The organism is Spirochaetales bacterium (assembly GCA_016930085.1).
GTDB lineage: Bacteria > Spirochaetota > Spirochaetia > SZUA-6 > JAFGRV01 > JAFGHO01.
Genome location: JAFGHO010000128.1, coordinates 1 through 25,713, shown reverse-complemented (window position 1 = coordinate 25,713; position 25,713 = coordinate 1). Strand labels below are relative to the sequence as shown.

The 25,713-nt window shown below is 50.2% G+C and carries 23 protein-coding genes; 20 read left to right on the top strand and 3 right to left on the bottom strand.

Annotated features, from left to right (window positions below; translation table 11 throughout):
* The first annotated feature begins 10 nt into the window (after positions 1–10).
* Positions 11–565 carry a hypothetical protein gene (locus JW881_21325; GenBank protein ID MBN1700066.1) on the top strand — a complete coding sequence of 185 codons (555 nt, stop codon included), beginning with the start codon at positions 11–13 and terminating at the stop codon, positions 563–565.
* A gap of 30 nt (positions 566–595) precedes the next feature.
* On the opposite strand, the gene JW881_21320 is transcribed toward JW881_21325, so the two are convergent.
* Positions 596–1,285: a DUF4956 domain-containing protein gene (locus JW881_21320; protein ID MBN1700065.1), complete on the bottom strand. Its 690-nt coding sequence runs from the start codon at positions 1,283–1,285 to the stop codon at positions 596–598.
* Between the two features lie 203 nt (positions 1,286–1,488).
* Between JW881_21320 and JW881_21315 the strand changes: the two genes are divergently transcribed.
* The 7 genes from JW881_21315 to JW881_21285 all read left to right on the top strand — a co-directional run bounded on the left by JW881_21315 (position 1,489) and on the right by JW881_21285 (position 9,538).
* Positions 1,489–2,508 carry a hypothetical protein gene (locus JW881_21315; protein ID MBN1700064.1) on the top strand — a complete coding sequence of 340 codons (1,020 nt, stop codon included), beginning with the start codon at positions 1,489–1,491 and terminating at the stop codon, positions 2,506–2,508.
* Positions 2,478–3,596 carry a CotH kinase family protein gene (locus JW881_21310; GenBank protein MBN1700063.1) on the top strand — a complete coding sequence of 373 codons (1,119 nt, stop codon included), beginning with the start codon at positions 2,478–2,480 and terminating at the stop codon, positions 3,594–3,596. The genes JW881_21315 and JW881_21310 overlap by 31 nt, the downstream gene beginning before the upstream one ends.
* Before the next feature lie 128 nt (positions 3,597–3,724).
* The gene (locus JW881_21305) at positions 3,725–4,363 is read left to right on the top strand and encodes a hypothetical protein (protein ID MBN1700062.1); all 639 of its coding nucleotides are present in this window, start codon (positions 3,725–3,727) and stop codon (positions 4,361–4,363) included.
* A complete protein-coding gene (locus JW881_21300) occupies positions 4,356–4,679 on the top strand; it encodes a transcriptional regulator (GenBank protein ID MBN1700061.1) in 324 nt (107 codons plus the stop codon). The genes JW881_21305 and JW881_21300 overlap by 8 nt, the downstream gene beginning before the upstream one ends.
* Positions 4,666–7,437: an MMPL family transporter gene (locus JW881_21295; GenBank protein MBN1700060.1), complete on the top strand. Its 2,772-nt coding sequence runs from the start codon at positions 4,666–4,668 to the stop codon at positions 7,435–7,437. The genes JW881_21300 and JW881_21295 overlap by 14 nt, the downstream gene beginning before the upstream one ends.
* A 3-nt stretch (positions 7,438–7,440) precedes the next feature.
* Positions 7,441–8,205, top strand: coding sequence for an outer membrane lipoprotein-sorting protein (locus JW881_21290; GenBank protein ID MBN1700059.1), 765 nt, complete (start codon positions 7,441–7,443; stop codon positions 8,203–8,205).
* A gap of 19 nt (positions 8,206–8,224) precedes the next feature.
* Positions 8,225–9,538 carry a hypothetical protein gene (locus JW881_21285; GenBank protein MBN1700058.1) on the top strand — a complete coding sequence of 438 codons (1,314 nt, stop codon included), beginning with the start codon at positions 8,225–8,227 and terminating at the stop codon, positions 9,536–9,538.
* A 12-nt stretch (positions 9,539–9,550) separates the two neighbouring features.
* Here the strand turns inward: JW881_21285 and JW881_21280 are convergent, their stop codons facing one another.
* Positions 9,551–10,729, bottom strand: a complete 1,179-nt coding sequence (locus tag JW881_21280) for an exo-alpha-sialidase (protein MBN1700057.1) — start codon at positions 10,727–10,729, stop codon at positions 9,551–9,553.
* A gap of 14 nt (positions 10,730–10,743) precedes the next feature.
* Positions 10,744–11,835 (bottom strand): hypothetical protein, encoded by a 1,092-nt coding sequence (locus tag JW881_21275; protein MBN1700056.1) that lies wholly within the window; start codon positions 11,833–11,835, stop codon positions 10,744–10,746.
* 260 nt (positions 11,836–12,095) lie between these two features.
* On the opposite strand from JW881_21275, the gene JW881_21270 reads away from it, so the two are divergent.
* The 12 genes from JW881_21270 (at position 12,096) to JW881_21215 (ending at position 25,635) form a co-directional block, all read left to right on the top strand.
* Positions 12,096–13,316: a hypothetical protein gene (locus JW881_21270; GenBank protein MBN1700055.1), complete on the top strand. Its 1,221-nt coding sequence runs from the start codon at positions 12,096–12,098 to the stop codon at positions 13,314–13,316.
* Between the two features lie 110 nt (positions 13,317–13,426).
* Positions 13,427–14,416, top strand: coding sequence for a hypothetical protein (locus tag JW881_21265; protein MBN1700054.1), 990 nt, complete (start codon positions 13,427–13,429; stop codon positions 14,414–14,416).
* Positions 14,400–14,924, top strand: a complete 525-nt coding sequence (locus JW881_21260) for a GNAT family N-acetyltransferase (protein MBN1700053.1) — start codon at positions 14,400–14,402, stop codon at positions 14,922–14,924. The genes JW881_21265 and JW881_21260 overlap by 17 nt, the downstream gene beginning before the upstream one ends.
* 15 nt (positions 14,925–14,939) lie before the next feature.
* A complete protein-coding gene (locus JW881_21255) occupies positions 14,940–15,857 on the top strand; it encodes a hypothetical protein (GenBank protein ID MBN1700052.1) in 918 nt (305 codons plus the stop codon).
* A 100-nt stretch (positions 15,858–15,957) separates the two neighbouring features.
* The gene (locus JW881_21250; GenBank protein MBN1700051.1) at positions 15,958–17,331 is read left to right on the top strand and encodes an MATE family efflux transporter; all 1,374 of its coding nucleotides are present in this window, start codon (positions 15,958–15,960) and stop codon (positions 17,329–17,331) included.
* A gap of 98 nt (positions 17,332–17,429) precedes the next feature.
* Positions 17,430–17,918, top strand: a complete 489-nt coding sequence (locus JW881_21245) for a transcriptional repressor (protein MBN1700050.1) — start codon at positions 17,430–17,432, stop codon at positions 17,916–17,918.
* Complete coding sequence (locus JW881_21240; GenBank protein MBN1700049.1) at positions 17,890–18,126, top strand: ferrous iron transport protein A; 237 nt, start codon at positions 17,890–17,892, stop codon at positions 18,124–18,126. The genes JW881_21245 and JW881_21240 overlap by 29 nt, the downstream gene beginning before the upstream one ends.
* Before the next feature lie 5 nt (positions 18,127–18,131).
* Positions 18,132–19,865: a ferrous iron transporter B gene (locus tag JW881_21235; GenBank protein ID MBN1700048.1), complete on the top strand. Its 1,734-nt coding sequence runs from the start codon at positions 18,132–18,134 to the stop codon at positions 19,863–19,865.
* 137 nt (positions 19,866–20,002) lie between these two features.
* Positions 20,003–21,784: a cellulase family glycosylhydrolase gene (locus JW881_21230; protein MBN1700047.1), complete on the top strand. Its 1,782-nt coding sequence runs from the start codon at positions 20,003–20,005 to the stop codon at positions 21,782–21,784.
* 195 nt (positions 21,785–21,979) lie between these two features.
* Complete coding sequence (locus JW881_21225; protein ID MBN1700046.1) at positions 21,980–23,473, top strand: RICIN domain-containing protein; 1,494 nt, start codon at positions 21,980–21,982, stop codon at positions 23,471–23,473.
* A gap of 42 nt (positions 23,474–23,515) precedes the next feature.
* Positions 23,516–24,271: an ankyrin repeat domain-containing protein gene (locus JW881_21220; protein MBN1700045.1), complete on the top strand. Its 756-nt coding sequence runs from the start codon at positions 23,516–23,518 to the stop codon at positions 24,269–24,271.
* A 320-nt stretch (positions 24,272–24,591) separates the two neighbouring features.
* Entirely contained in the window at positions 24,592–25,635 is a 1,044-nt protein-coding gene (locus JW881_21215; GenBank protein MBN1700044.1) for a family 16 glycosylhydrolase, read from the top strand.
* The last annotated feature ends 78 nt before the right edge of the window (positions 25,636–25,713 follow it).

Sequence of the window (25,713 nt, the reverse complement as noted above, 5' to 3'; positions counted from 1 at the left end):
GGAGGAAGGTATGCCGGATAACGAAAGAAAAGAGAAACGGAAAACCAATATACTGAAGGCGGCGCTCGGCACGGGAATTGTGTTGTGTTATGTGCTAATGGGAGGCGTTTTCCCGGCGACGTTATTCGATACTATTGTCGCTCCCCTTTTTATGTGCTCGTTTGTCGCAACGAGCGTTCTTACCGGGTTTCTCGCCAAGCGATTGGGCAGATCGGGTGCCGGCTGGGGTTTCGGCACTTTTTTTACCGGATTGGTTCCCTCGGTCGTTCTCCTGTTTCTCGGGAAGAAGAAACAGCTTCTTCTCCGGGAAAAGTATGAAGCACAGATCGCCTCAAACAAGATACAAAAAACAGAGAAAGTGATACTTTCCATCGCGCAAAAAAACAAGGGGAAGGTGACACCGGCGCTCGTCGCACTCGAAGCGGATATCGGTATCGAGGAAGCGCATAAAAAGCTCGATGAACTCGTGCGCCGGGGATTCGTCTCTATGGAAGTGACAAAAGGCGGGGCGGTCGTCTATATCGTGCCGGAGTTTTCGGATGAAGGGAATGACGAGTTTATATAGCTGAAACACCGTCGCGAGTTCGAGAGGCCCTCATCTTTTTACGATATTTATTCTGATAATGACCTGGCGGTCTGAAAACCTTTTCTTTATGAAAGCGACAACCTCATCCATGAGTGCCTTGTCGCATGCTTCGATACGGTAGTCGAACCAGCTTTTCTTTTCCGCCATTTTCATACCGCAGAACGTAAAAGGGATTTTCCTGGAAAGCAATTCGTTTTCGATTTCAGTTCTTGAAATACCGTTACAGTTGAATCCTATTCGCAATGCATAATATGCAGCCTGTCTCTTTCTTTCTCCAAAGCGCATGACGCCGAGCAGGAACAGCAGGCCGCCCGTACTCAAGGCGATGAAAGCGGCCAGGATATAAAACTCGAGACCGCACGCCATCCCGATCACGATCGAGATAAAAACGAACGCCATATCGCGGTAATTCTGCACCGCGGTACGGAATCGTATGACGGAAACGGCGCCGACGAGCCCGAATGCACGGGCGAGTTCGTTTCCCACGATCATCATGGCGGCGGCGATTGTCATCGAAAGAACGACAAGCGACTGCATCATCAGATGGATTTCTTCACGCTCCGGATTGAGGCGTTTGTAAATAAGCGACAATAGAAAACTGAGAAAGGCCGAGAGAGCGAATCCGACCATCATCGACGTTATATTTATATTTTCATTGACGAGCGGTTTCGAGAGGAAATCCGCTATCGCATCGAGCATATCATCTCCTCATTTAAAAAGACAAGGTTCGTTATTCCCGTATCGTCAACGGCTATTCGTTTCCAAAACGGTTTCCCGGGGTATCCGTACGAACGACATCCGTCATTATTGTATGTGATACAGGGGATTGTTGTCAAGGGAGGAAGGCTTTTACCGGACCGATTGACAGGACAGATATAAAAAAGCTATAATCGACGCCTGATATGCGTGACAGAAAAGTAATGATCTTTTTTCTTATACTCGTTTCCGTTGCAGCGAATATACAGGCAGAAAAGAAGGATATGGATATCGATGCGCGCTTCGTTCTCGAGGCTGGGTGTGAACTCGAGGATGTCGATTATTACGATATCGAAGCCGAAATAGCGTTTTCATTCGAGGTCACAAAAGAGGTATTATTGAAACTCGAACTCGAAGCGGACAAATTCGAAGTCGAATCCGAAGAGATCTCCCTGCGGTGGTCCGCCCTCGAGTTTATGTGGATTAAAGCGGGTCAATTCGAACCGGAACTGATGCTGGATGAGGTTATCGGGCGCCGCAGCCGTTTGTTTTCGACAAAAACAGCGGTGGCTGATTATGCGGATGCATCGGGCTATTCGATAAATAATCTCGGTGTAAAAATATACAGGAATTATGTCAAAGATACCTTTCCTTTTTCATACGCGTTTCATGTCGCTTTCAACACCGCCCATTTCGAATCGCAGTTTATCGGAGCCTTTTTTTATCATTTCGATAAAGAGGACAGGTTTTTGGGTATAACGGCAAGCTATATCCCCTCACTCTTCCACGACAGGTGGCTTTCAGACGAATCGTATTACAAACTTCATGCATTTCTCGTCGATCTGGTTTTCGCCGACTATGAAAGCGATATCCGTTATGGATTGGAACTGACCGGAGGTTCCAATCTGATCGATCCGATCGGATTGCTGCATTATCCCGGTGCCGATGACAGCTTTTTCGCCGGAGGAGACGCCCACGCCGGGATCGTATTTTCATTCGGCGATATCGAGTGGATTCCCGCACTCAGATACACCATCCTCTTTCCCGATATCGGACGCCCCGATTATCCCCGGATGGAAATTATCGGCGGAAGCAGGCTCGATTATAAAAAAAAGGTATCGATTGTCTTCGACGGGGGCGTGGGTATCAATATGTTCGCGGGAGAAGATGATCCTGTGACGCAACTAGAGTTTTTATGGTCGCTGCAATTAATGGCAACATATTGAAACGGGGATTTTTTTTAATCCTCGTACTCTGCATTACGGCCGGATGCGGTGAGGTGATCTGTTTTTCTCCGGTACCCTGTCCGGATTTAGGCCCGATTACCCGCATCCATGTCTCCCTTTCACCCGCTTCCCTGAAAAAGCTCTATAACAGTGTCGCGGAAGACGACTATGCACCGTGTCTTTATGAAGAAGACGGGCGGCGTATAAAGGCATATATAAAGGTAAGGGGCTTCACCTCGAGGATATATCCGAAAAAATCCTTTACCGTCAAAATCTCGACGGAAAACCGCACGATTCGATATTGTCTCGAATCATTCAATATCGAGAACAGACTCGTTTTTTTCGCCTATAAAAAAGCGGGGCTTTGCGTTCCGGAAACGAAAGGGGCGGCGTTGTTCGTGAACGGGGAGTATATCGGCTGTTACACGAAAATACCGATTTATAATGAAGACGATCTGGAAGCATGGTACGGTGAGAGCGACACGCAATTGTTCAAATGCCATTTCGGGAATATGGGATTCGATCTTCCCCTTCATTACCGGTCGGAAAAATGCTTTCCGGACGATTCGGACTTTACGACGCTGGACAGGCTTGTCTATAACGTTGCGCATATGGGCGACGAAGAATGGAACGCGTGGATGGATGAGTATATCGATAAAGACGATTTTATACGGTATATGGTCGTGCACGATTTTTGCGCGGTCAGGGACACTTCGATCCAAAACTTCTATATCTACCATCATGACACCGTTAGCATTCTTCCGTGGGACAACGGGATAAGCATGAATCCCGACAATATACCGGCCGTCGGGGGCCACAATATACTCACGGGTCGTATTCTGGAAAACACCGAAATGAAAACACGATACAATGCCATGTTGGAACTTCTCTTCATTCAGGCGGGAGAATCGAACATAACAGACGATATGACGGATGAACTCGAAAGGATCTATGCCGAGATCGACAGGGCAGTGTATCATGAACCGACCTATTATATCGATTATAGCGATTTCATCAATAAAAAAAACAGACTTATGACCTTTCTTTCGGAAAGATCCGCATCGATTCCCGACCCGCCCCTCCCGTAGATTTGTGGAAAATTTTTTTAATATAGAAGAGGAATTCGCTTGACATTCATGTTCAGATACTTTAAATTACAAAGTAGCTATGAAATATAAAGTAGCTTTAATCGACAAACCGAAAGGAGTATCGTATTATGCCGGATAACGGAATGCTTGATAACAGGAAAACCATCGACGAGTTTTCAGATAACCTCAAAACGATCAAGGAGCTTCTCTTTGAAGTAAAAATAAAAACGATCTACGCACGGTGGGCGTTTTATGTGTGGGGGGGGCTTCTCATTGCCGGCGGTATCGTTCATTTTCTGGTCGAACGCTATGCATCCCTTGCCCCGATGGAGTATTTCTATTATATCTGGGTTCCCGTCATTATTTTAGCCGGACTTTTTGAATTAATTTCATTCATACAGAATATGACGCGGCATTCGTTGAACATTCTCTCTCCGCCGCTCGTCAAATACTATATCGGGCTGGTTCTTTTTCTTTTTATCGCCATCCTCCCCTGTCTCGTCTTTCTCAAACTCGAAGTTTACCGGGACATCCCCGTTTTTCTGACCGCGGCGGCCGGCGGGTTTTATATACTCTATGCCCTTGCCACTCATATCAACTATCTCGTTCCGGCGGCCATCCTCACCGCATCGAGTTTTATTTTTTATTTTTCGGGACTTCCGACACACCTCCTCGTCCTCGTTTGCAGTATATGCGCGGGGGGCGGATGGATCGGCGGCGGGTTCATCTGTTACCTGCTTCAAAAAAAGGATGCCGCGGATGAGTGATCTCTACCTGGGATTCGATCAGATATTTTTCGAAAAAACCAGGCTTTCGATGATTTCCCTTCTCTACAGGGAAAAATATGTCAGTTACAACCGGTTCAGGAAAATTATCGGCGGAACAGACGGCGCGGTCTATTCACATCTCAAAAAACTCCTCGAAGGCGGGTATATCAGGAAAAAGAAGGAAATTATCGAAGATACGGCGCATACGATCTATTCCCTCACCCGAAAGGGGGAAAAGCGTTTTTCCGATTATATCGATTTCATGGAAAAGGTCGTTCGGGAATATAAAGGAGGACAGACGAATGGAAACGAATAGCTCACTCAAATCACGCCTTCTGGGAAGGTGGGGCCGTTGGGCGGTTACCAACTGGCAGCGCGCACTCCTCATCGGGTTTGCCGTTACCATTATCTTGGCAATGGGATTTTTCTTTCTTTCGATGGAAATGACATTCTATTCGATTCTTCCCCGGTATTCGAACAAAGTGGTGGAACTGAAGCACATTGTCGAGCAATTTCCACTTTCCTCCGCGATTACCGTCGTTGTCGAAGCCCGGGATAAAGGCGACAGGGAAAGGGCGGCGTTATCCGTGGCTGAAAGTGTCGATGCTCTTACCGATGAGTTCGGAAAAGCGGAATATAGCGAATACATCGATAATGTCACCGGAAAACTCGAAAAGGAGTTTTTCGGGAGGTATGGTCTTATCATCCAGAAAAAGGAGGACCTCGAGAGATTCGTTGACATTTTCGGCAGCCTTGACTTTATCCCCCTGTTGATCGGCCTCAATAATGATTTCGAGGCCGAGTATTCGGGGAATGAGGCCAAACTCGAAGAAGACGAACGAACGGCCGTTTCCCAGTTCAGGGGACTTGAAAAACTCCTGTTGATCATGAAAACGGCCGCGGAAGGAAAGGCAGTCAGCGACGAGACGATCGAAGAAACGACCGACCGGCTCCTCTTCGGCGACGAGTATTTTTTTAACAGGGACAATACCATGGCGCTTTTCATCATCCAGCCGACCTTCGATGTCAATGACCTCGAGGCGCTCGTCACTGCGGTTCCCCTGATGGACCGGGTCGCCAAACGGATCGCGAAAGAACACGGGACGACGGCCGGTCTTACCGGCCTGACTGTCGTCGGCAAGGATGAAATGGTTACCTCGGAGCAGGGACTCGCCCTTTCCATGTCGATCGCCTTTATCCTCATTATTTTGCTTTTGATTATCGTTTTCAGAATGTTCGCCATCCCCCTTATCTCGGGTATTCCCCTCCTCGCCGGGGTGGTCTGGACCGTCGGCATTACCGGATTGGTGTTGCACCGTCTCAACATCATGACCGCCATGTACATGGTGGTCATGATCGGATTGGGCATCGATTACGCGATCCATCTTCTCACCACCTTTGTTCAGGAAAAGGATGACGGCAAGGGGACGGTGGATGCCATGTATGCCAGTTTCGTGAAATCGGGATCGGGAATCGCGACCGGCGCCCTGACCACGGCGGTTGCGTTCTTTGCCCTTGTGATCGCAGAGAGCGAAGTGGTCAAGGAACTGGGATTCGTCGCGGGTGCAGGGATTATCTGCGAATACTGCGCCATGATGATTTTTATCCCCGCGCTTATCGGGTTCAGATCACATCGGCTTGAAAAACTCGGAAAGAAAGAGTCCGATCTTTTTCTCCACAAGGTACTACGGCAGCCCAGGACCCTCCCCGGTATAGGCAAAGTGATCGCAAAACATCCCGCACTCATCGCCTCTCTCTTTATTCTGGCCGGCATAGTCATTATCACACAGGCGCCCGGAGTAAGGGTCGAGGATAATATTATGGAAATGGAGGCGGAAGGACTCGAATCCGTGGAATTGCAGGATGTCATGGTCGACGAGTTCGAAATGGCGCCCGACTCCCTTTCCATCCGAACCTCATCAATCAAAGAGGCCGCATCGTACGCCGACGACCTTGAACGGCTCGCTTCGGTGAAAGCGGTGGATTCGATCGCGCCGTTTATCGCGACGGAGGAAGAACAGAAGGAACGGCTGCCCGTGATCGGTGAATTCGAAGAAAAACTCCGGGTCTACGCCCCCGGCGCTTCGATCGATGCCGGGAAGCTTACCGGAGAACTGGAGCGGTTGTGGATGAACTTTTCGGAACTTTCGATCCTGGCATATGGAAGCGGTATGAGCAGAATGTCATATATCCTGGACCGGCTTACCGGTGTGAACGAGGAGGGGGAGAAGGCGGAAGTATCGGTAATCGATGAGATCATCGGACTTCTTGAAACGGATCAGCAGGCAGTCGAAGGACTTTCGTCACTCCAGAAACGGCTGGGTTCGAGTTTCCGTCAAAAGCTTCTTCATATGACGGAAGGAAAAACCATCGGTATCGGGGATCTCCCCCGGTCGATCAGGGACGCATATATTTCAAAACAGGGGGATGAGTACATCGTCAATATCTATCCCAAACAGAACCCGTGGATCAAACAGAACAGGGACGTGTTCGTGCGGCAGGTGGAAAGTATCAATGAAAACTCGACCGGTATGATTCTTGTTGCGGACCAGATGTCGCGTATCGCAGAAGTCGATGCGGTCCGGGCTTCGATTGTCGCCGCGGTCATTATCTTCATTCTTCTTTTTCTCGATTTCAGAAACATCAAGCTTTCGATCATAACGATGCTTCCGCTGGGATTTTCAATCTTTTCCCTTTTCGGCATCATGGCCATACTCGGCATCAAGTTCGATTTTATCAATGTGATCGGGATTCCGCTTCTTATCGGGATCGGGATCGATGACGCGGTGCATATCAGCCATCGCTACCGCTACGAAGGAAAAGGGAAGATCGGCACGGTGATTGAAAAAACGGGCGCGGCGATATTCATGACTTCGCTGACGACGATGATCGGGTTCGCTTCATTTATTCCCTCGGTCATGAAGGCGATGAAAAGCACGGGGGTTGTCCTCACCATCGCGATCGCGCTGGCATTTGTTTTTTCTCTCTTTTTACATCCCTCGATGCTTGTGCTCATGTATGAAAAGCTGCATTTCAGTTTTCTGCCGTGGAAAACGGCTAAAAGAAAGGAGTAAAAAATGAAGACGTCTATATCGATACTGGCCGTGATCCTCGCGGCGCAGACGGCGCTGTTCGCCGATACGGATATCGAAGGAATCGTCCGCCGGGCGGACGCGCTGCTCCGGACGGAGAGGGTTCATTCGGTGAGCGAGATGATCATTTACCGTTCGGGAAAAGCACGGCCCGCTATGAACGTGGAAGGATACGAAATGAACGGCGAAGACGGCTCGATGTCGTTGACCGTTTACCGGTCACCGGCGAAAATGAAAGGAACCGCATACCTGATGATCGGGGACGACATATGGGTCAGGTTCGGAAACACGGGAAGGATCAGAAAATTGAGTTCCTCCGCCAAGAAGAACTCGGCCGGGGGCTCGGATTTCTCCTACAATGATATGAATGATACCTCTCAGGGACTTTCCGAAAAGTATTCCCCCTCATTACTCGATGACAATACCTCAGTCGACGGAGCGGTCTGTTATAAAGTGCAGTTTTCAGCCATAACGGGCAAAGAAACCCCCTACGAGAAACTGGTATGCTACATAACGAAGGATGATTACCGGTATGTGAAAATAGAATATTTCGAAAACTCAGGCCATATAAAAACCCTCACCCTTTCGGACTGGCGAAAAGAGGGTGACCGTTCGTATCCGTACCTTATTACCATGCACAGCCACACGAGTCCGTCCTATACCGAATACCGTATCGTGTCGATCACCTTCGACAGCCCCCTGGTCACCGAAAGGCTGTTTACACAAACCTATCTCGGGCAGATAAAATAACGGGAGGAGGAACACCGATATGAAACGAACTGCCGCAACGATATTTCTGGCCGTTATATCGGTCTCATTCATATATGCCGATGTCGGATTTTCGGGCGATCTTACCCTGTCGCTGACTTCGTACCTGGCATTTCCCTACAACGACGAACGATTCGACACCCTGATCAATCCCGGTAATTATGCGGGGGTGAAAGACCTTTCCCTTTCCCATACGATAACGGCGAAGCTCGACGGAAGCGACGAGGCATCGCTTTCGACCTTTTCCCTCTGGTGCGCCTTCGATACCTACCGCATCGCCGAAGCCCTTTTCGCGGCCGCGGCAGGAGATCCTGCACAGACCGCCGCCGTTTCCGAAACACTCCCGTTTCTGGGTGCGTCGTTCGGGACGGTCGAAGTGATTCGCGCGAATGTCGCTTTTTACGCGGGGGATGCCGTCAGGCTGTGCGCGGGAAGGCAGCAGATGTATACGGGGTACGGGTACGGGTGGAATCCCATCGATTTTGCCAATCCGATCAAAAATCCGTACTCACCGGAAGCGGAACTTATGGGAGTGGACGGTATAAAGGCCACGCTCACGGCAGACAACACCGCCTCGACGTCAATAAGCTGCATCATAAGCGGCGATACACCGGGCGGCATCGATTTCCGGGATGCGGCGATAGTGAGTGAAAACACCCTCCGTTTCCCGGATGTCGAGATGGTGCTGAACGGCTTGTACGAGTACGACGGGCATGAGGGGGAGGACGGGGTACCTTCCGCCCTGGGCTGCGGCATCAAGGCGAACGTCTTCGATATCGGCGTTTACGGAGAGGCGGCGCTCAGGTTCGGAAGCAGGAAACGTTACTATGACCTGCCGTCCGCGGAGCCGGCCGTAAAGACTGAAGCGGTCTTTTCCGGTCTTGCCGGTATCGAATATGTCTTTCCCGGCGAGACGGCACTCGTTCTGGAATACTTCTACAATGGCGAGGGAATGAGTGAAAAGGAAAAGACCGATTACGAGGAGATTGTTGAGGCGGCGGTAGGAGCGGCCGGGGCGCCGTCGGCAACCCAGATCGGGATGATCGTCCCCGGCTATATCAACAGGCATTACATCCTCTGCCGCCTCGAGTACCCCCTTTATGACATCGACTCGGACGCGGAGCTCACGGTCATCTTTTCACCTGACGGCCTGATGCTGAACGTGCTTCCCGCGTTTTCGGTGTCGGTGACGGGAAACCTCACGGTGACGGCGGGCTACACGGGGCTTTTCGATTTTGACGGGAACAGAATCAACGAAGCCTCACTCAGCCCGGCTTCCCATATGGCGGAAATAAAGGCGGTCTATTATTTTTAGGAGAAAGACGTGTCAGTCGAAGGTCTCGCCGCCGTTCGTCGAAACGGCGAGCCTCAGCCTGTTGTCGTCGTCGTCGTCCGGATTATCGCCGTCATCGACATAGGTGACGACGACGAGGCTGCCTGACGCCGCGACCGAACAAAGCCTCCCGGTGCCGGAGCCGGCCGAGGACTCCAAATCCACGGTAACCGCGTTCCATGTAGAAACGGGCCTTTTCGAGTATCTGAATTCTTTAGCGCCTGCAAGGTAATAGGCTGCATGCAGGCCGCCTTCTTCCAGCGTCATGGAAATATCCGTCGAATATACAGCATCCCCATTAATATTAGCAGGTCCGGTCCATGTACCGCCATTATTACCGGAATAAAAATACAACGCACCCCCGCCTCCCGCAACAGCGACATGGATAACGCCGCCGTCATCGATGATCGCCTTGCACGATTGAATTGGAGTCGTCGATATCTGAGACGGCGCTTCCCACGTTTCGAGATCCGCGGAATACGTGTGGTGTATATAATCATCTGTTCCCCTGAAGACGATATGAACGTCATCGTTTAACGTACTGTAGGCGATCGAGGAGGGTGAAGAGAAGCCGGGAATGTCCGCCGCGGCGGCAACCGTTGTGAAGGTAAGCCCCCTGTCCTCCGACCATGCGCACATGATGTCACAGATGTCCTCCGTGTCATTGTGCGCGTTACAGTAGCTTATGTAGACATTGTCGCCGTAACCGGTAATCCCCGGATACCCGTCGCCGCTCGTAAGGTAAGCACCGATATCGCACCTCCGGACGGAATCCCCCCCGTCATAGGAGACCATGGCGACGAGACGGTCGCCGCTGTTGAAGGCGATATACAACACACCCTCGACTTCGGACATATTGATGAGAGTTGCCGCCCTTGAAGAGGAATCGAGTACCGCGGCGCTCCAATTCACCCCCCGGTCCTTCGATCTGGTGAGGATGAGGCCGTCTTTTATTTCATCGTAATACACCACATAGACATTATCCCCCCGTGCTGCGGCATTGTTGTAGCTCCAATGCCCTTTTTCACAGAGGATCCTCGAGACGCTTCCGGAAGACGGCAGGGTATAGCTTCCGCCGTAGGAAAGAATTTTGATGCCGTGCATGGGATCGAAATAGGGACATCCTGTCAATATTACAAAAACGATCGCCAAAAAAAGAATATATTTGACCATGCGTCTCTCCTTCGTTAATAGTTCAGCTGGACTGCGAGACCCGCAGAATATGCGAAATAAGCGGAGTTGTCAAAGGCGATAGCGATAATATTATTGTAGAGATAAAGAAAGAAATCGTTTCCTATCGCCACCCCGGCACTGACGCCGGGACTCGCGAATAGTTTCGTCGTCACAAGATCATCCACTTCGCCGGATTCGTATTGTATATCATTGACCGTAAACCCCGCTGAAACGTCGCAGGCGAGAAAGAAGGGCGCGGCGATATCAAAACTCAGCCGGATATGGAAGGCGACGGGCAGTGATGTCAGTCCATACTCATAAAACGGATCGGGATAATCGTCTGTCGTATGGTGGTACTGGAAACCGAAGAGCAGCCCGTATCCGAAGGTGGCCCATCCCAGTTCGGAGAGGAAATCGAGGTAGGCGAGGGGAGTAACGGTAATGCCCAGGGCGGTGTTGAGGTCTCCGAACGGGATCGTGACACCTGCCCCGCAGCCGACGGCCATGGCGGGCGAGCGCGATTCCGTATCTTTCCTGAAAGCATCGCCGTCCGGAACAATGTCCGGGTTCGTCTTCTTTTTTTCGTCCGATTTTACTGTTTTATCCGGTTTTGTTTTTTCATCCTCCTTCGTTTCCGAAGCGATCGCTTTTGTCTCCCCGCCGGAAAGGCGTTCGGCGAGTTTGTAGAGGTCGTCGACGATCTCGTCGATGCCAGCATACACCCCTTCGACGGTATTCATTGTCCTGCCCGTTTCCGTTTGAAGCAGCTTGATGGTGACAAGGTACCTGGAGCCCACCTTTCCGATATTCCCCGTCACGATGTATTCGGCGGAAAGGAGTTTTCCGATTTCAAGAAGGCATGTTTCATCCGAACAACCGCTTATGGAGAACTCCATTTCACGCAGCAGTGAATCACGTTCCTGGATATCGATGAGGATGAATTTATCCGTCTTGAACAGGGCGGACGAAAGAAAGGAGATGATCGATCTCATCTCGCTTTTGGAAACACCGGACGTGGTGAAATCCATGACCGTGACAATCGGCTTATTCTCGGCACAGAGGGGATAAGCCAGTATCAGGACGAGTAAAATGACGGCTTTTTTCACGACAGACCTCACAATGATTAATATCTGATGAGAAAATAATACATATTTCTTGTTAATTCAATGACAGAAAGAATAAATTTGAGGTCGTGAACAGGAAAAACGGCATTCCGCATTATTTTTGTCGACAAATCATACAGAGAAATTTCCTATACAAAAATAATGAAATTCACTGATAGGTTTCAAAGGGATATGTGATATACTGAAGATGACCTATGATTTGTATTGTTAAGGTATGTTCAAAGAGAAAAAAGGAGTATCGTATGAGGAACAACACGTTTACCAATAAATGTCCGGGAATCGTCTGCGCGCTTTTACTTTTTTTCGCGACCGGGCTCTCGGCACAAACGCCGGGCGATGTTAACGGCGATAACACGATCAATATCGTCGATGCCCTCCTTGTGGCACAGTATTATGTGGGATTGAATCCCTCGCCTTTCGAACGCGACAGGGCGGACACAAATTGCAGCGGGGCCGTCGATATCGTGGACGCCTTGTTGATCGCGCAATACTATGTCGGACTCATCGATTCATTATCCTGCGACACAACCCCTGAACCGACGGCATTCGCAACCGATACCCCGGCACCCACGCCGACGGAAACAGTCACCGCCGCTCCCACACCGGACCCAGGATCCACGCCGTCCGGTTCAGGAGTAAGCTGCGCGGGGTATCCGGTCTGGAACTCGAACGTCGTCTATGACGAATCCGGGACCCTCGTCCAGTATAACTGCAATCTGTACAGGAACAGCTATTTTTCATACGATCAGAATCCGGAAGAATATTCGACGAGTGAATACGATACCTGGGTCCTGATCGGGACGTGCAACGACGAGTGCAGAATGGGTGAAGGCCCGTGGGTCGCCTGCGGCGAGTGGGACGACTGGGAAAACGGGGGGTACACCATCTACAACAACATCTGGGGCGACGGTGCCGGAACGCAATGTATCTGGGCGGAATCCTACAGCAACTGGGGTGTCGAAGCGGATCATCCCTCAACGAGCGGCGTCAAGTCGTATCCGAATGTGTCAAAGAATATCGAAAAAAGCCTGAGCGCGATAGGAAGCCTCTCGAGCAGTTTTAACGTGACCGTACCGGGAAGCGGGGCGTACGCCACGACATACGATGTCTGGGCCGGCGGAGATCAGTTTGAAATCATGATATGGATGAACAAGACGGGCGCCGTCGGACCGATTGCCGGCGGCTGGGACGATGACGGAACACCGATACCGGAGGCGACAAATAAAAGTGTCGGGGGACATACATGGAACATCTACAAGGGAAATATCGGTTTTACGGTTATTTCATTCGTCAGAACGGCAAACACCACCTCGGGCACCGTCAATATCAAGGCGCTTCTGGAATGGATAAGGGATCAGGGGTGGTTCGGCGATGTGATCGTCAACAGGGTCCAGTTTGGTTTCGAGATTACCTCTTCACCGGGTAACCTGGAGTTTATCTGTAACAGCTATTCCTGTAACTAGCAGATACCGGAAAACCGGCATTCGCCCGTGGATGCCGGTTTTCTTTTTTCATGATTGACAGAGGTTTGAAAAACGGCTACCATGTGATTCACCGGGAATGGTGAACTCAGGTGAACAATCATGTCGCTGTTTTGTACGGTGACGTCGAGCCCGACGCCCGTGCAGATGAAAAAGACGTCCTCCTTCAGACAGCATCGATATCCGCAATCCTCGAAGAACTCGGTTATCGTGTGACGCGTATTCCGGTCACCCTTTGTCTCGACCGTGTCGTCGAAGCGCTTCGTGAATGCGAACCGTTTGTCGCCTTTAATCTGGTAGAATCAATCGGAAACAAAGGCCACTATATTGTTTTTATCCCCTCGATTCTCGACGAACTGGGAATCCCCTATACCGGATGCGGGTCGGAAGCGATCATGCTGACATCGAACAAACTCATAGCGAAAGACATCATGTCGGTGCATGATATTCCGACACCGTCATGGGTCCCGCTTACGAAGGACATTGACATTGACGCGCTTTTCGATCCGCCCTATATTATCAAATCGGTATGGGAACATGCTTCGATAGGCCTCGACGATCATTCGGTCTTTTTCTCGAAAGAGGACCTTCAAAAGAGACTCGCTTCATTAGATTTCAATCCCGCTTTTTATCCATGGTTTATCGAAGCCTACATGGACGGCAGGGAAATTAATATCTCCATCATCCAGGATTCATCGGCTCCCAGGATACTCGAGCCCGCTGAAATTCTCTTTACCGGCTATCCCGAGGGTAAACCGAAGATTGTCGGGTATTGTTCGAAATGGGAGGAAACCTCCTACGAATATCAAAACACCCGGCGTTCCTTCGAGTTTAGCTCAGATGATGAGTCGATGATCGCCGATGTAAAAGCGATATGCCGTCGATGCTGGCGTCTGTTTTCCTTACGCGGGTATGCGAGGATCGATTTCCGGATCGATGAAAACAACCGTCCGTGGGTGTTGGAAATAAATGCGAACCCCTGCCTGACACAGGACAGCGGATTCGTTGCCGCCTTGCACAGGTCGGGGTTGACGATAAACAAGTTTGTCGAAAGGACGATAGCGTATGCGGTCTTGCGGTAATTCAAAAAATAATCAAACGGATATAGGGCCGGAGATAGTACTGCGGGATACCCCGATAGAAATGGACAGGGAGACGATCCGGAGTCTGGCACGCGGATCAGGTGTTTTCCGGGAGGATGAGGTTGCGATCGCGGTCGAATTGCTGGATGAATGGCTGGTGAAAGGACATGCGAGCGGTTATCATTTTCTCTTTTCCGAAATTTCAGGAAGGGTGAATGGTTTCACTATATACGGTCCCGTTCCCTTTACCAAAAATCGTTACGACCTTTACTGGATTGTCGTTGATAAAGCGCTTCAAGGCAGGAAAATCGGGACGATTCTGATACGTGAAACGGAAGCGAAGATTCGTGGTATGGGCGGGGAACGAATATACATAGAAACATCTTCGACCGCCCCTTACGAACCGACACGGTGCTTTTATCGAAACAAGGGATACAAAGAGGATGCCGTTTTAAAGGATTTTTACCGGGATGGCGACTCCAAGGTCATTTTTGTCAAGGTCTTGTAAAATGGTAACGGTGTCATGAAAAACGGCAACCCGAATCATTATCACATCGCAATGGCTTCCGACTGGGAGTATGATCTGGATTTCTTTCATATGATCGAGGCCGCCGCCGCAGACCGCGGGCTTTCGGCCTATTATATCCATCCGAAAAATCTCGACGATGTCTACACCCTGCTTCAACAGGATAAGGTTTCCTTTGATTTTTATATCGATCGTGCATCGGATACAACCCCATCGTTTATCGGACTGCAGCACCTCGCCGCGGGGAAACATATCCGCGTGCTGGACCCGGTCCACAAGATCGAATGGGCGCTGGACAAGGCGACGATGCATCTCGAGTTTATATCCCATCACCTGATCACCCCCTTTACGATCATTCTTCCGCCATATGATTCAAAGGAAAAATGTTATCTCTCCCTCGAGGATCTCTATCGGTTGGGCCATCCGTTCATCATCAAACCGGCGGTGATTACCGGGGGTGGTATCGGTATCGTCGACGGTGCCGAACGTTTATACGATATTTTAATGGCACGTCAGGAGTTCAAATCCGATAAATACCTGCTGCAGGAAAAAATTATTCCCTATGAAGCCGATGGAAAACGATTCTGGTTCAGGGGGTTCTATTGCTGCGGAGCCATACATTGTGTCTGGTGGAATGACACATCCCACATCTACGAAGAACTCCTGCCCGAAGAAATCGAAACCTATCAATTACACGAGTTGTTTACAATCGTCGAGAAAATTGCGCGGATCTGCGATCTGCAATTTTTTTCAACAGAAATCACTAAAAATAAAAACAACCAATTTGTCATCATCGATTATGTGAACCCCTCATGCGATATGCGGCCGAAATCGAAACATGAAGACGGCGTCCCCGATGCCGTGGTAAAAGCCGTCGCCGGTGAAATTATCGCCTTTACCCTGTCCGGCACGTAAGACCGGACGTGATCAGTAGCAGGCATGAAAGACCAGACTTTTTCCGTGCGTCCGGATTTCCGAGCGTATAAATATTATTTTTTAAAATGAAATATCCGTTATGATGGAAAACAAAGCAACGGCCCTGAAAACGAAAAGCGACCTCGCCTTTCTCCTCTCGATCTCATTTCCAATGATTATATCACAGGGAACCGACACGGTCATGCTTTTTGTCGACAGGTTGTTTCTTTCCAGACTCGGTACGGAATATATAGCGCCCGCGATGAGCGGGGGGCTTACTTCTTTTGTCATTATATCACTGTTTCTGGGCATAACGGGGTATGTGAACGCAATTGTCGCACAGTACTATGGAGCGAATTTGAGAACGAGATGTTCCAGTGCGCTTGCCCAGGCCGTATACCTTTCCTTTGCCGGTTATCCGGTTCTCATATTCGCCTCACCGCTTGTGAAACATCTCTTTATCGTGGTCGGTCATACCGATAGCCAGGTATTACTCGAATATTCCTATTTTTCCGTTCTCATTTTCGGGTCACTCTTCAGTCTCCTGCGTAACTCGCTGGCGGGATTTTTTATCGGTATCGGTAAAACCCGGATCGTCATGACCGCCAGTATCATCGGGATGTGCGTCAATATTCCGTTGAATTACCTCCTCATCTTCGGGAAGTTGTTTTTTCCGAGACTTGAAATAATCGGCGCGGCGATCGGGACGATCGGGGGAAACATCGTCTCCGCGGGAATACTTATCGTCGTCTACTTGAGTAGGCATTACCGGCATTGCTTCAAGACAAGCCGGAACTGGAAACCCGATATTCCGCTTCTCAAAAAGCTGCTATACTATGGTTTTCCGTCAGGGATCGAAGGGTTTCTCAATGTTTTTGCATTCAATCTCTTTCTTCAATTGTTTCATTCGGTGAGTGAGGATGTCGCTGCCGCCGTGACCATTACCTTCAATTATGACATGGTTGCTTTTATTCCGATGGTTGGACTCAATATGGCCACGACAAGTGTGGTCGGCCGGCACATGGGCGCCGGAGATATCAAGGGAGCGGAAAAGGCAACATGGCTGGCATTGAGGGTTGCCTGGGTGTATGCGGGAAGCATGATGCTTCTGTTTGTCTTTGGGGCCCCCTTTCTTGTCCGTGTCTTTTTGCCGGAAGCGGCATCGGCGTTTCAGGGGAATGTGGTGTCCCTTGCCGAAGTGATGCTCCGTCTTGCCGCATTTTATACCCTCGCAGACGCGACACAGCTTGTTACCAGCGGTGCACTCAAGGGAGCGGGTGATACGCACTGGATTATGCGGGCGACGGTAACGGCACATTGGATAATGGCCGTAATCTCGTTTTTTATGATCAAGGTGTTCAGTTTTCAACCCGTCGTTATTTGGATTTTCTTTATCTTTTTTGTTATTTCACTGGGTTGTCTTCTGGTCGTACGGTTCAGGGGAGGGACGTGGAAGAGAATAAGGCTTGTATAGCGATAAAAAAATATCTCACGCATTTATTTTTAAAAAAAGCTTGACATTTTTGAAAAACCGGTATTATATTGATATTGAGAATCAATTGCAATAAGAAGATGAGTAGACAGGAGATCATTCTAAAAGAGTATCTCAGGAAACGGGGATTGAGGTATACGCCCGAAAGGAAAATAGTACTGCAGGCGATCCTTTCGATCGACGGCCATTTTGATGTCGATGACCTGTATGATTGGGTCCGACGGCATGACGAGTCATTGTCGAAGGCGACCGTTTACCGGGCAATTCCCCTTTTCGAGGAAATCGGCTTTCTCAAGGAGTCAATTCGTTCGGAGGGGAGGGCGACCTATGAATGCGCGTTCGGGCATGAGCATCATGATCATCTTGTTTGTGTCTGTTGCGGCAAGATTATCGAATTCAAGGACGAACTGATAGAGGAACTTCAGCAGGCCGTGTGCAGGCGATACAGGTTCGACGCCATCGAACATAAACTTTCTATTCGGGGCTATTGCAGTGAATGTGCCGAAAACATGCAGAAAAAGTCACAGGAAGGAGATGAACATGGAATTGGCGGCCTTGAAACAAGGTGAAAAAGGTATATTTGTCGGAATAAACGGCGGGGGACATGGGATCATCAACAAACTGGCTTCGATGGGCATCAGGCCGGGTGTGTTGATTATAAAAAAGAGTAACCCGTTTTTTCATGGTCCGGTTGTTATCGAGGTGGGAAGAACGCAGCTGGCAATCGGTTTTGGAATGGCCCGCAAAATGCTTGTCGACCCGGTTTTAGAGAAATGAGTTCAATGATGCAAAAAATACTTCTCATGGGAAATCCGAATGTCGGAAAAAGCGCGTTATTTGCTCGGCTTACCGGTGTGAACGTCATTGCATCGAATTATCCCGGCTCGACCGTTGAATATACAAAAGGGTATATGAAAATTTCGGGTGAGCGGTATGAACTGATCGATGTACCCGGAACATATTCACTCGATCCGACCTCGAAGGCGGAAGAGGTCGCGGTTGAAATGGTGAAAGACGGGGATATTATTCTGAATGTCCTTGATTCGACGAATCTTGAAAGAAATCTCAATCTCACCTTTCAGCTTATAAAAAGAAATATCCCGATGGTGCTTGTGCTCAATTTCTGGGATGAGACGAAACACAAGGGGATTACCATCGATGCTGCCGGACTGGAAAAGCTTCTCGATATTCCGGTTGTTCCGGTCACTGCCGTTACCGGAGAGGGGATAAGCCGGCTTGTCGAGGGGATATCCCGCGCGAAGGCGTCGGCGATCAGTTTTAATGAAAATGATCACTGGAACGCGATCGGCGGTGTGGTGGGAAAGGTTCAGACACTTTCCCACCGTCATCATACCCTGCTCGATATCATTACCGAAGCCTCCATCAAACCATTGACCGGTATTCCGATCGCCGCACTCGTTCTTTTTTGCTCTTTTTCGATTATCAGGATAATCGGTGAGGGGATTATCAACCTTGTCATGAATCCTTTTTTCGAGGGTGTGTTGAAACCTCTTCTGATGCGATTATCCGCTTTTCTTTCCGGTTCGGGCATTGTTCATGATCTTTTGATCGGACACATGGTCGGGGGAGAGATTGCGTTTCTTGAATCGTTCGGGATTCTCACGACGGGTCTCTATGTTCCGATCGCCGCGGTACTGCCCTATATTGTCGCCTTTTACCTTGTTCTCGGCATTCTTGAAGACATCGGTTACCTGCCGCGGCTCGGGGTACTTCTTGACAGGATGATGCATGTCGTCGGACTTCATGGTATGAGTTTCATTCCGATGCTGCTGGGATTGGGGTGTAATGTTTCCGGCGCGCTTGCGTGCAGAACGCTTGAAAGCAAAAAGGAACGATTCATCAGTGCCACCCTTATGGCAATCGCGGTACCGTGCTGGGCACAAATAGCGATGATATTCGGGCTTGTGGGGAAATACGGTGCGGGCGGCCTTTTTCTTGTCTTCGGTTCACTGTTCCTGATCTGGATCGTGGTGGGGATTATTTTGCGACGGGGAATGAAAGGCGAATGCCCGGAAATGTTTTCGGAAATGCCGCCGTATCGTATTCCCTACCCCCTTGTTATCTTCAAAAAACTCTGGATGCGGTTGTGGAGTTTTATCAGGGAAGCGCTCCCCTTTGTTCTTCTCGGTGTGCTGCTGGTCAATATGCTCTATTCGCTGGGAATCATCGGTGTTATCGGAAAAATTACGGCACCGGTCGTTAAACACCTTTTCGGCCTGCCTGAAGAAACGGTCGGTGCGCTTATCATCGGTTTTTTACGAAAGGACGTCGCCGTTGGTATGCTCGTGCCCCTCAATCTATCGTTCAAACAGTTGATCACGGCAAGCGTTGTCCTGACGGTATATTTCCCCTGCATCGCGACCTTCACCGTCCTCGTGAGAGAACTGGGTCCGACCGGAATGCTCAAGGCGGCTGGCATTATGACGGCTACCGCGCTGATATCGGGGACACTCCTCAATTTTTCAATCACCGGTGCTATGATGCTTTTCCCGTAAGCTGATCATGCGATATCACGATCTTTCAGGATTATGTCTGTTTCACCGTACGAAAGGACATTTTGCTGTTGATTATTGCGATGATTTCGGTAATAGTATCAATGCGGTCTTGTTACGGCAGCAGGATCAGGGAGCAGATGATGAAAATAATTCCGCATCTTTTTTTCCTCGTTGTTTTATTATACGGATGTGAAACACTTCCGTCACCGCTTTCAATGGAAGATGAGGATATCCCGTTCAAACCCACAGGCGGGTATCCGCAGTTTCAGGAAACCACCGGAGTGAATATCGGGTTCCCGATTGACCGGGACGAGCTTGTGATGATCAAGGATGCCGGATTTCGCTGGATACGGACGGATATGAAGTGGAGCGGGATTGAAACCGTTTCCGGCTTTTATCCCGAAGGCGGCGGGTGCGGAAACAGGATAAACATTCTCACGAGAAGTACGGTGAGGGCATATAACGGCGATTATTCGCTGCTTTTCGACTGGCGGATCGATACGGAAAAACAGGACGGAAAGCCTTGTTACGCAGAGATCGGGAGAATGTACCGGCTGCCGGATGACACGAAACGTATACATTTTGCCGCCTACGGAGATAACTCACGTCACATGCTTTTTGTCCGGATCATGGATGCTGCGGGGGAGATTTTTCAGTACCCGGCGGGCCCCCTTTCTTTTTCGGGATGGAAAACACTGACCGTCACTCTCTCATCGTCAGCCGAATCATGGGGGGGGGAAGGCAACGGAGAACTCGATTATCCTGTATATCTTAAAAGCATCGCGATTGCACTTCAACCGGGAAGAGCGGAAGGACAGCTTTTTATCGATGAGATTACACTGGAGCGTTCATCGCGGCGTACCGCGATCGTGATCGAGAATTTTGAAGACAGGTCCGGCTATGATTTCGAGGGAACCGGCTATGACAGTTTTGTTGCCGAAGCGCAGGGAATGGGTCTCAATAATTATTTTGTCCTGTACGGTTCGAACAGATTATATGAAACGGATATGTCGGTCCGCAGTGAAAAAGGAAGAAACGCGTTTGCCGCGTTCGCCGCTGCAGCTGTCGCGCGATACGATCAATATTATACGATATGGGAGATCTGGAACGAACCGGATACCGCTTCCTCATGGACGCCGCAGCCGTCAATCGATGAATATATGCTGCTTGTCGAAAAGACCTCAGCGGCGATCGAAAAGACGGATCCTTATGCGATTGTCTACGCCCCTGCGGTCTCCGGTTTATCTCTTTCGTGGCTTTCCGAATGTTTCGGGGAAGGACTGCTCGAACTCATTGACGGAGTGTCGGTCCATCTTTACCGGAACAACGCACCTGAAAAAGTGATCGAGGATTACGGGAGGCTTCGGGAACTCATTAATGCGTATAAACCTGAAAACAGGGAAATTGCATTGGTTGCGGGTGAATGGGGCTATCCATTGATCGGTTCAGGAGAAAACACGCTTACAGAGGAACTCCAGGCTTCGTACGCGGTGAGGATGATGCTTATCAATTATTACCAGGGGGCATCCAGGAGCATCTGGTATAATTTCCGCGCAGGTTTTCGTGATTCCGTCAATGACCGGGGCGATACGGCGGATTTCGGGCTTGTCACATCGACTTTGCAGCCGAGGAAGGGATATGACGCCCTCTCGGTATGCAACAGGTTTCTTTCAGGGTATACATTCGGCGGTAAAATAAAATCGAAGAAAGGAGATTATATTCTCCGGTTCGAAAATGAAGCCAAGAAGCTCGTCTACACACTCTGGACGGGTGGAAGTGACCACGAGGTCGTGCTGCCGCTTGAAAGCGGAAAGTGGGAATTATTCGATATGTACGGGAAGCGGATCGAGTTGAACGGCATCGATACGGGATGTTCGGTCCGTGTTTCGGGTGATGTTGTCTATTTGAAGCAAAAATAGAGGCCGGGTTGTGTATCGGACACGTCATGCCGGGAATACTCCCCTGAAAGTGAGATTCTTTTTCATAAAATTGATATAAATCATTCTCAAATTAAGAACACGGATTTGAAAAGACTACTATACTGCTACCATGGGAAATAAATCAAATACAGTATGTATGAAAGCTTGTAGTAAAAAAACGAAAGGAGACATGTCATGAAAACGTCTATGAACACCTATCTTCTCATGATAACGGTATTGCTTTGTACCGCCGTAATGCTTCAGGCAGTCGAATTGTGCGGGGATGATACCACGGACATCAACAACGGGGAATACACGGTCATGAATAATATCTGGGGAGAAGGCGCGGGGGAGCAGTGTATCGAGGTGAACGGGACCGGTTTTGAGATCACTTATTCCACACATACCAACGGAAGCCAGGTGAAGGCGTATCCCGTCATTTACAAAGGGTGCCACTGGGGACATTGTACGGCCGATATCAACAGGAATATGCCGATTCAGGTCGGAAAGATCGATTCGGCTCGTTTCAGCATGAGTATCGGCACTTCGGGCGCGGGAGGTACCTGGAATGCCGCTTTCGAAGCATGGTTCAGCCGGACCGGCGGGGGAGACCCCGCAAATGGAGCCGAACTGATGATATGGATCAACCGGGGGGGCGGTGCCGGTCCCGGCGGGTCACAGGTCGGAACGGTAACGATCGGCGGTGCATCATGGGACGTCTATTATGCGGACTGGGACTGGAATTATATCGCCTATATCAGGACGAGCGGGACTTCGAGTGTCTCGAATCTCGATTTCAAGGCATTCATCAATGATTCTACCTCACGAGGTTATATCGATACCTCCTGGTACCTTGATGCAATGGAAGCCGGTTTCGAAATCTGGGCCGATGGCGAGGGGCTTACCCTCAACTCCTATACGGCGGCCGTTACCGGTGAAGCCATGGTCGTTATTCCGCCCGAACCGCCGCCCGTGAGTGAAACGCCGGTAACCGGTGTATGGTACAAAGTACTGGCCGGTCATTCGGGGAAATGTATGGAGGTCGCCGATTCATCGGCATCGGCAGGCGCCAATATCCAGCAGTGGGACGATACGGGAGGGCAGTACCAGCAGTGGATGCTGGAAGCGGCGGAAGAAAGCGGGTATTATAAGATCGTCAACAGGGGAAGCGGTATGTGCGTTCAGGTTCAGGACTGGTCGACAGCCGACGGCGGTAATATCCAGCAGGGCACGTGCGGGAGTTACCAGAACAATCAGCAGTGGCGGCTTGAACGTGAAGGCGATTATTATCAAATCATCAACAGAAACAGCGGCAAGCTTATCGACGTACAGGCGTGTTCGGTGACAAACGGCGCAAACCTCCACCAGTGGAGTTATTACAGCGACGGGGCGGAAAGCCAGCGGTGGAGTTTTATCAGGGTTGACGGAAGTGCAACCCAGCCGCCTTCGACGACGCCCGTTCCGGCCACAGCGGTACCGACCACCCCCGCTTCATTGGGTGATGTCAATGCCGACAGTAACATCAATATTGTCGATGCCCTACTTACGGCGCAATATTACGTGGGCCTCGAACCGGCCGGTTTCGACACATCACGTGCGGATACGAACTGTGACGGAACCATCAACATCGTCGACGCTCTTTTAATCGCCCAATATTATGTCGGGCTTGTGAATGGATTTTGCCCGTAGCAGCGTCCGGGTCACGCAATGTCGACGGTAAAACGGATTTTAATGTATTGTCTGATACCGGTAGTGCCGTTTTTAACTTCCGGTTGCGGGCGGGAAATAAACGGGGCGGATCACGCATCCCGGTCCGCGGTAACGTTGTACGAGACGGCTTTAGGCGGCGATTATGCGGGAGCGGCACGATTGATCGGGCGGGGTGAAAAGCCCGGCGGCAGGTTCACCCCGCAGGCTGCAACCCCCCTCCATGCCGCGGTGAGAGGCGGCCATGAAAAAATCGTCGCCCTCCTTCTTTCCTCGGGCGCTCCGGTGGACGCACGCGACAGAATCGGTATGACACCTCTTTACTACGCGGCCGTTCACGGCCGTGAAATGATCGCCCGCGTTTTGATCGATGCAGGCGCTTCAATTAACGCAGCGACCAAAGACGGGACGCTTCCCCTGCACGCGGCGGCAGCGGGGGGCTATATAAGCATCGTCAAACTCCTTCTTGCCAACGGGGCTTTGGCAGATGCGTCAAATATTCTGGGCGACACCCCGTTAATTTCAGCAATCGACCACGGACATGTCGCGACCGCAGCCCTCCTCATCGATCATGGTGCGGACATCATGGTCAAGGATAAAAAGTACGGATGGACGCCGCTTCATTATGCGGCGGCTTCGGGCAGCCGGGAATCGGTTCTCCTTCTCATCGATCGCGGTGCCGTTGTGACGGCGGAAGATGAGGAAGGCAGGACCGCATCCGATATAGCGGAAGCAACCGGCGACACCGGGATTTTTGATATTCTTTCGGCGTATCGGTAGGATTAAAAAAAATACGGCTGCCCGTCATACTATGACCGGACAGCCGTATAAAACTAAACAGAAGGATTATTCAGGAAAACACACATATAAGGAATCTGGTTGCGAAGGCCGACAGCTAAACCAGTTTGAAATATTGTATCACATATCGACTATTTGTCAAGCTTTTTTTGATCGGCGGTGATTGATGAAAAAAGGACACTGCGGAAGCATCTCAATGGCATATTTTCTGTACAAATGTAATAAATTTATGGTATAACAGAAGCAAGCATTGAAAAATCACAGTCCGGAGCAGCATATAAAAAATCATGAAAGGAAAAATGATGAAAAAAAACAAGATTGTCATGGCGCTTGTTTGCGGCATCGGTCTTTTTACCGCAAACGGACTGTTTTCACAGACACTCGGCGATGTCAATACCGACGATACGATCAATATCGTCGATGCCCTGCTTACCGCGCAGTATTATGTGGGGCTTGATCCGGCAGGGTTTACCCCCGGCGCGGCGGATGTCAATGCCGACGGACAGCTTAATATCGTCGATGCCCTCCTTATCGCGCAATATTATGTGGGACTGATCTCTTCGTTTCCGGGTGAAAGCCGGACCGCTTCTCCAACGGCCGCACCGACACCAATACCATCGGATATGCAGCCGCCAGAGCTTTCAGGCGACTGGCGTCTTGTTTTTCAGGACGAATTTGACGGCAACAGCCTCGATACGGCAAAGTGGAGTACGGATTATCCGTGGGGCCATACCCATAACCATCGGGGATACACCGACCCGGCAAACGTGATCGTTGAAAACGGCCTCCTGCGTCTCAAGGCTGAAAACTCACGGCACCCGGATGCGCCCGAAGGGATCCGGCGCGACGATTTCGGCTGGCTTCCGCTCGACTTTACCACCGGGTGCGTGACGACATCGGGCAAATTCCATATCTCGAGCGGCTATATCGAGGGCAGACTGAAAATGCCGAAGACAAAGGGATTCTGGCCCGCGTTCTGGACGCTCGGTGACGGATGGCCGCCTGAAATCGACATCATGGAGTTTTTGTCGTCGGTGTCGACACGGTTTTATACGAATTACCACTGGGGTCAGCCGGAATACGGTTCCCATTTTACCGAACACAACGGGCCGGATTTTTCCGCGGCTTTTCACGTTTACGCCGTCGAGTGGGACAGCACTCATATGAGGTGGTTCCTCGACGGGTCGGAAGTCGCGCGCTTCGACAGCGGCTATTGCTCACAGGCAGTCAATCAATACATCCTTCTCAATCTCGCGATCGGCGGATGGGAAGAAGATCCGGATCAATCGACCTCATGGCCCGGCTGGTACGAGTGCGACTGGGTAAGGGTTTGGCAAAGGCAGTAGCTCGATGTACGATATTGCTGGCGGTCCTGAATGATATGCGGCCGCAGTATGGAATGATATGCGGCCGCAGTATGGAAT

Coding starts and splice junctions, on each gene's coding strand:
- JW881_21325 (MBN1700066.1), top strand. CDS start 11: ATGCCGGATAACGAAAGAAAAGAGAAACGGAAAACCAATATACTGAAG.
- JW881_21320 (MBN1700065.1), bottom strand. CDS start 1,285: ATGCTCGATGCGATAGCGGATTTCCTCTCGAAACCGCTCGTCAATGAA.
- JW881_21315 (MBN1700064.1), top strand. CDS start 1,489: ATGCGTGACAGAAAAGTAATGATCTTTTTTCTTATACTCGTTTCCGTT.
- JW881_21310 (MBN1700063.1), top strand. CDS start 2,478: ATGGTCGCTGCAATTAATGGCAACATATTGAAACGGGGATTTTTTTTA.
- JW881_21305 (MBN1700062.1), top strand. CDS start 3,725: ATGCCGGATAACGGAATGCTTGATAACAGGAAAACCATCGACGAGTTT.
- JW881_21300 (MBN1700061.1), top strand. CDS start 4,356: ATGAGTGATCTCTACCTGGGATTCGATCAGATATTTTTCGAAAAAACC.
- JW881_21295 (MBN1700060.1), top strand. CDS start 4,666: ATGGAAACGAATAGCTCACTCAAATCACGCCTTCTGGGAAGGTGGGGC.
- JW881_21290 (MBN1700059.1), top strand. CDS start 7,441: ATGAAGACGTCTATATCGATACTGGCCGTGATCCTCGCGGCGCAGACG.
- JW881_21285 (MBN1700058.1), top strand. CDS start 8,225: ATGAAACGAACTGCCGCAACGATATTTCTGGCCGTTATATCGGTCTCA.
- JW881_21280 (MBN1700057.1), bottom strand. CDS start 10,729: ATGGTCAAATATATTCTTTTTTTGGCGATCGTTTTTGTAATATTGACA.
- JW881_21270 (MBN1700055.1), top strand. CDS start 12,096: ATGAGGAACAACACGTTTACCAATAAATGTCCGGGAATCGTCTGCGCG.
- JW881_21260 (MBN1700053.1), top strand. CDS start 14,400: ATGCGGTCTTGCGGTAATTCAAAAAATAATCAAACGGATATAGGGCCG.
- JW881_21255 (MBN1700052.1), top strand. CDS start 14,940: ATGAAAAACGGCAACCCGAATCATTATCACATCGCAATGGCTTCCGAC.
- JW881_21250 (MBN1700051.1), top strand. CDS start 15,958: ATGATGGAAAACAAAGCAACGGCCCTGAAAACGAAAAGCGACCTCGCC.
- JW881_21245 (MBN1700050.1), top strand. CDS start 17,430: ATGAGTAGACAGGAGATCATTCTAAAAGAGTATCTCAGGAAACGGGGA.
- JW881_21240 (MBN1700049.1), top strand. CDS start 17,890: ATGGAATTGGCGGCCTTGAAACAAGGTGAAAAAGGTATATTTGTCGGA.
- JW881_21235 (MBN1700048.1), top strand. CDS start 18,132: ATGATGCAAAAAATACTTCTCATGGGAAATCCGAATGTCGGAAAAAGC.
- JW881_21230 (MBN1700047.1), top strand. CDS start 20,003: ATGATGAAAATAATTCCGCATCTTTTTTTCCTCGTTGTTTTATTATAC.
- JW881_21225 (MBN1700046.1), top strand. CDS start 21,980: ATGAAAACGTCTATGAACACCTATCTTCTCATGATAACGGTATTGCTT.
- JW881_21220 (MBN1700045.1), top strand. CDS start 23,516: ATGTATTGTCTGATACCGGTAGTGCCGTTTTTAACTTCCGGTTGCGGG.
- JW881_21215 (MBN1700044.1), top strand. CDS start 24,592: ATGAAAAAAAACAAGATTGTCATGGCGCTTGTTTGCGGCATCGGTCTT.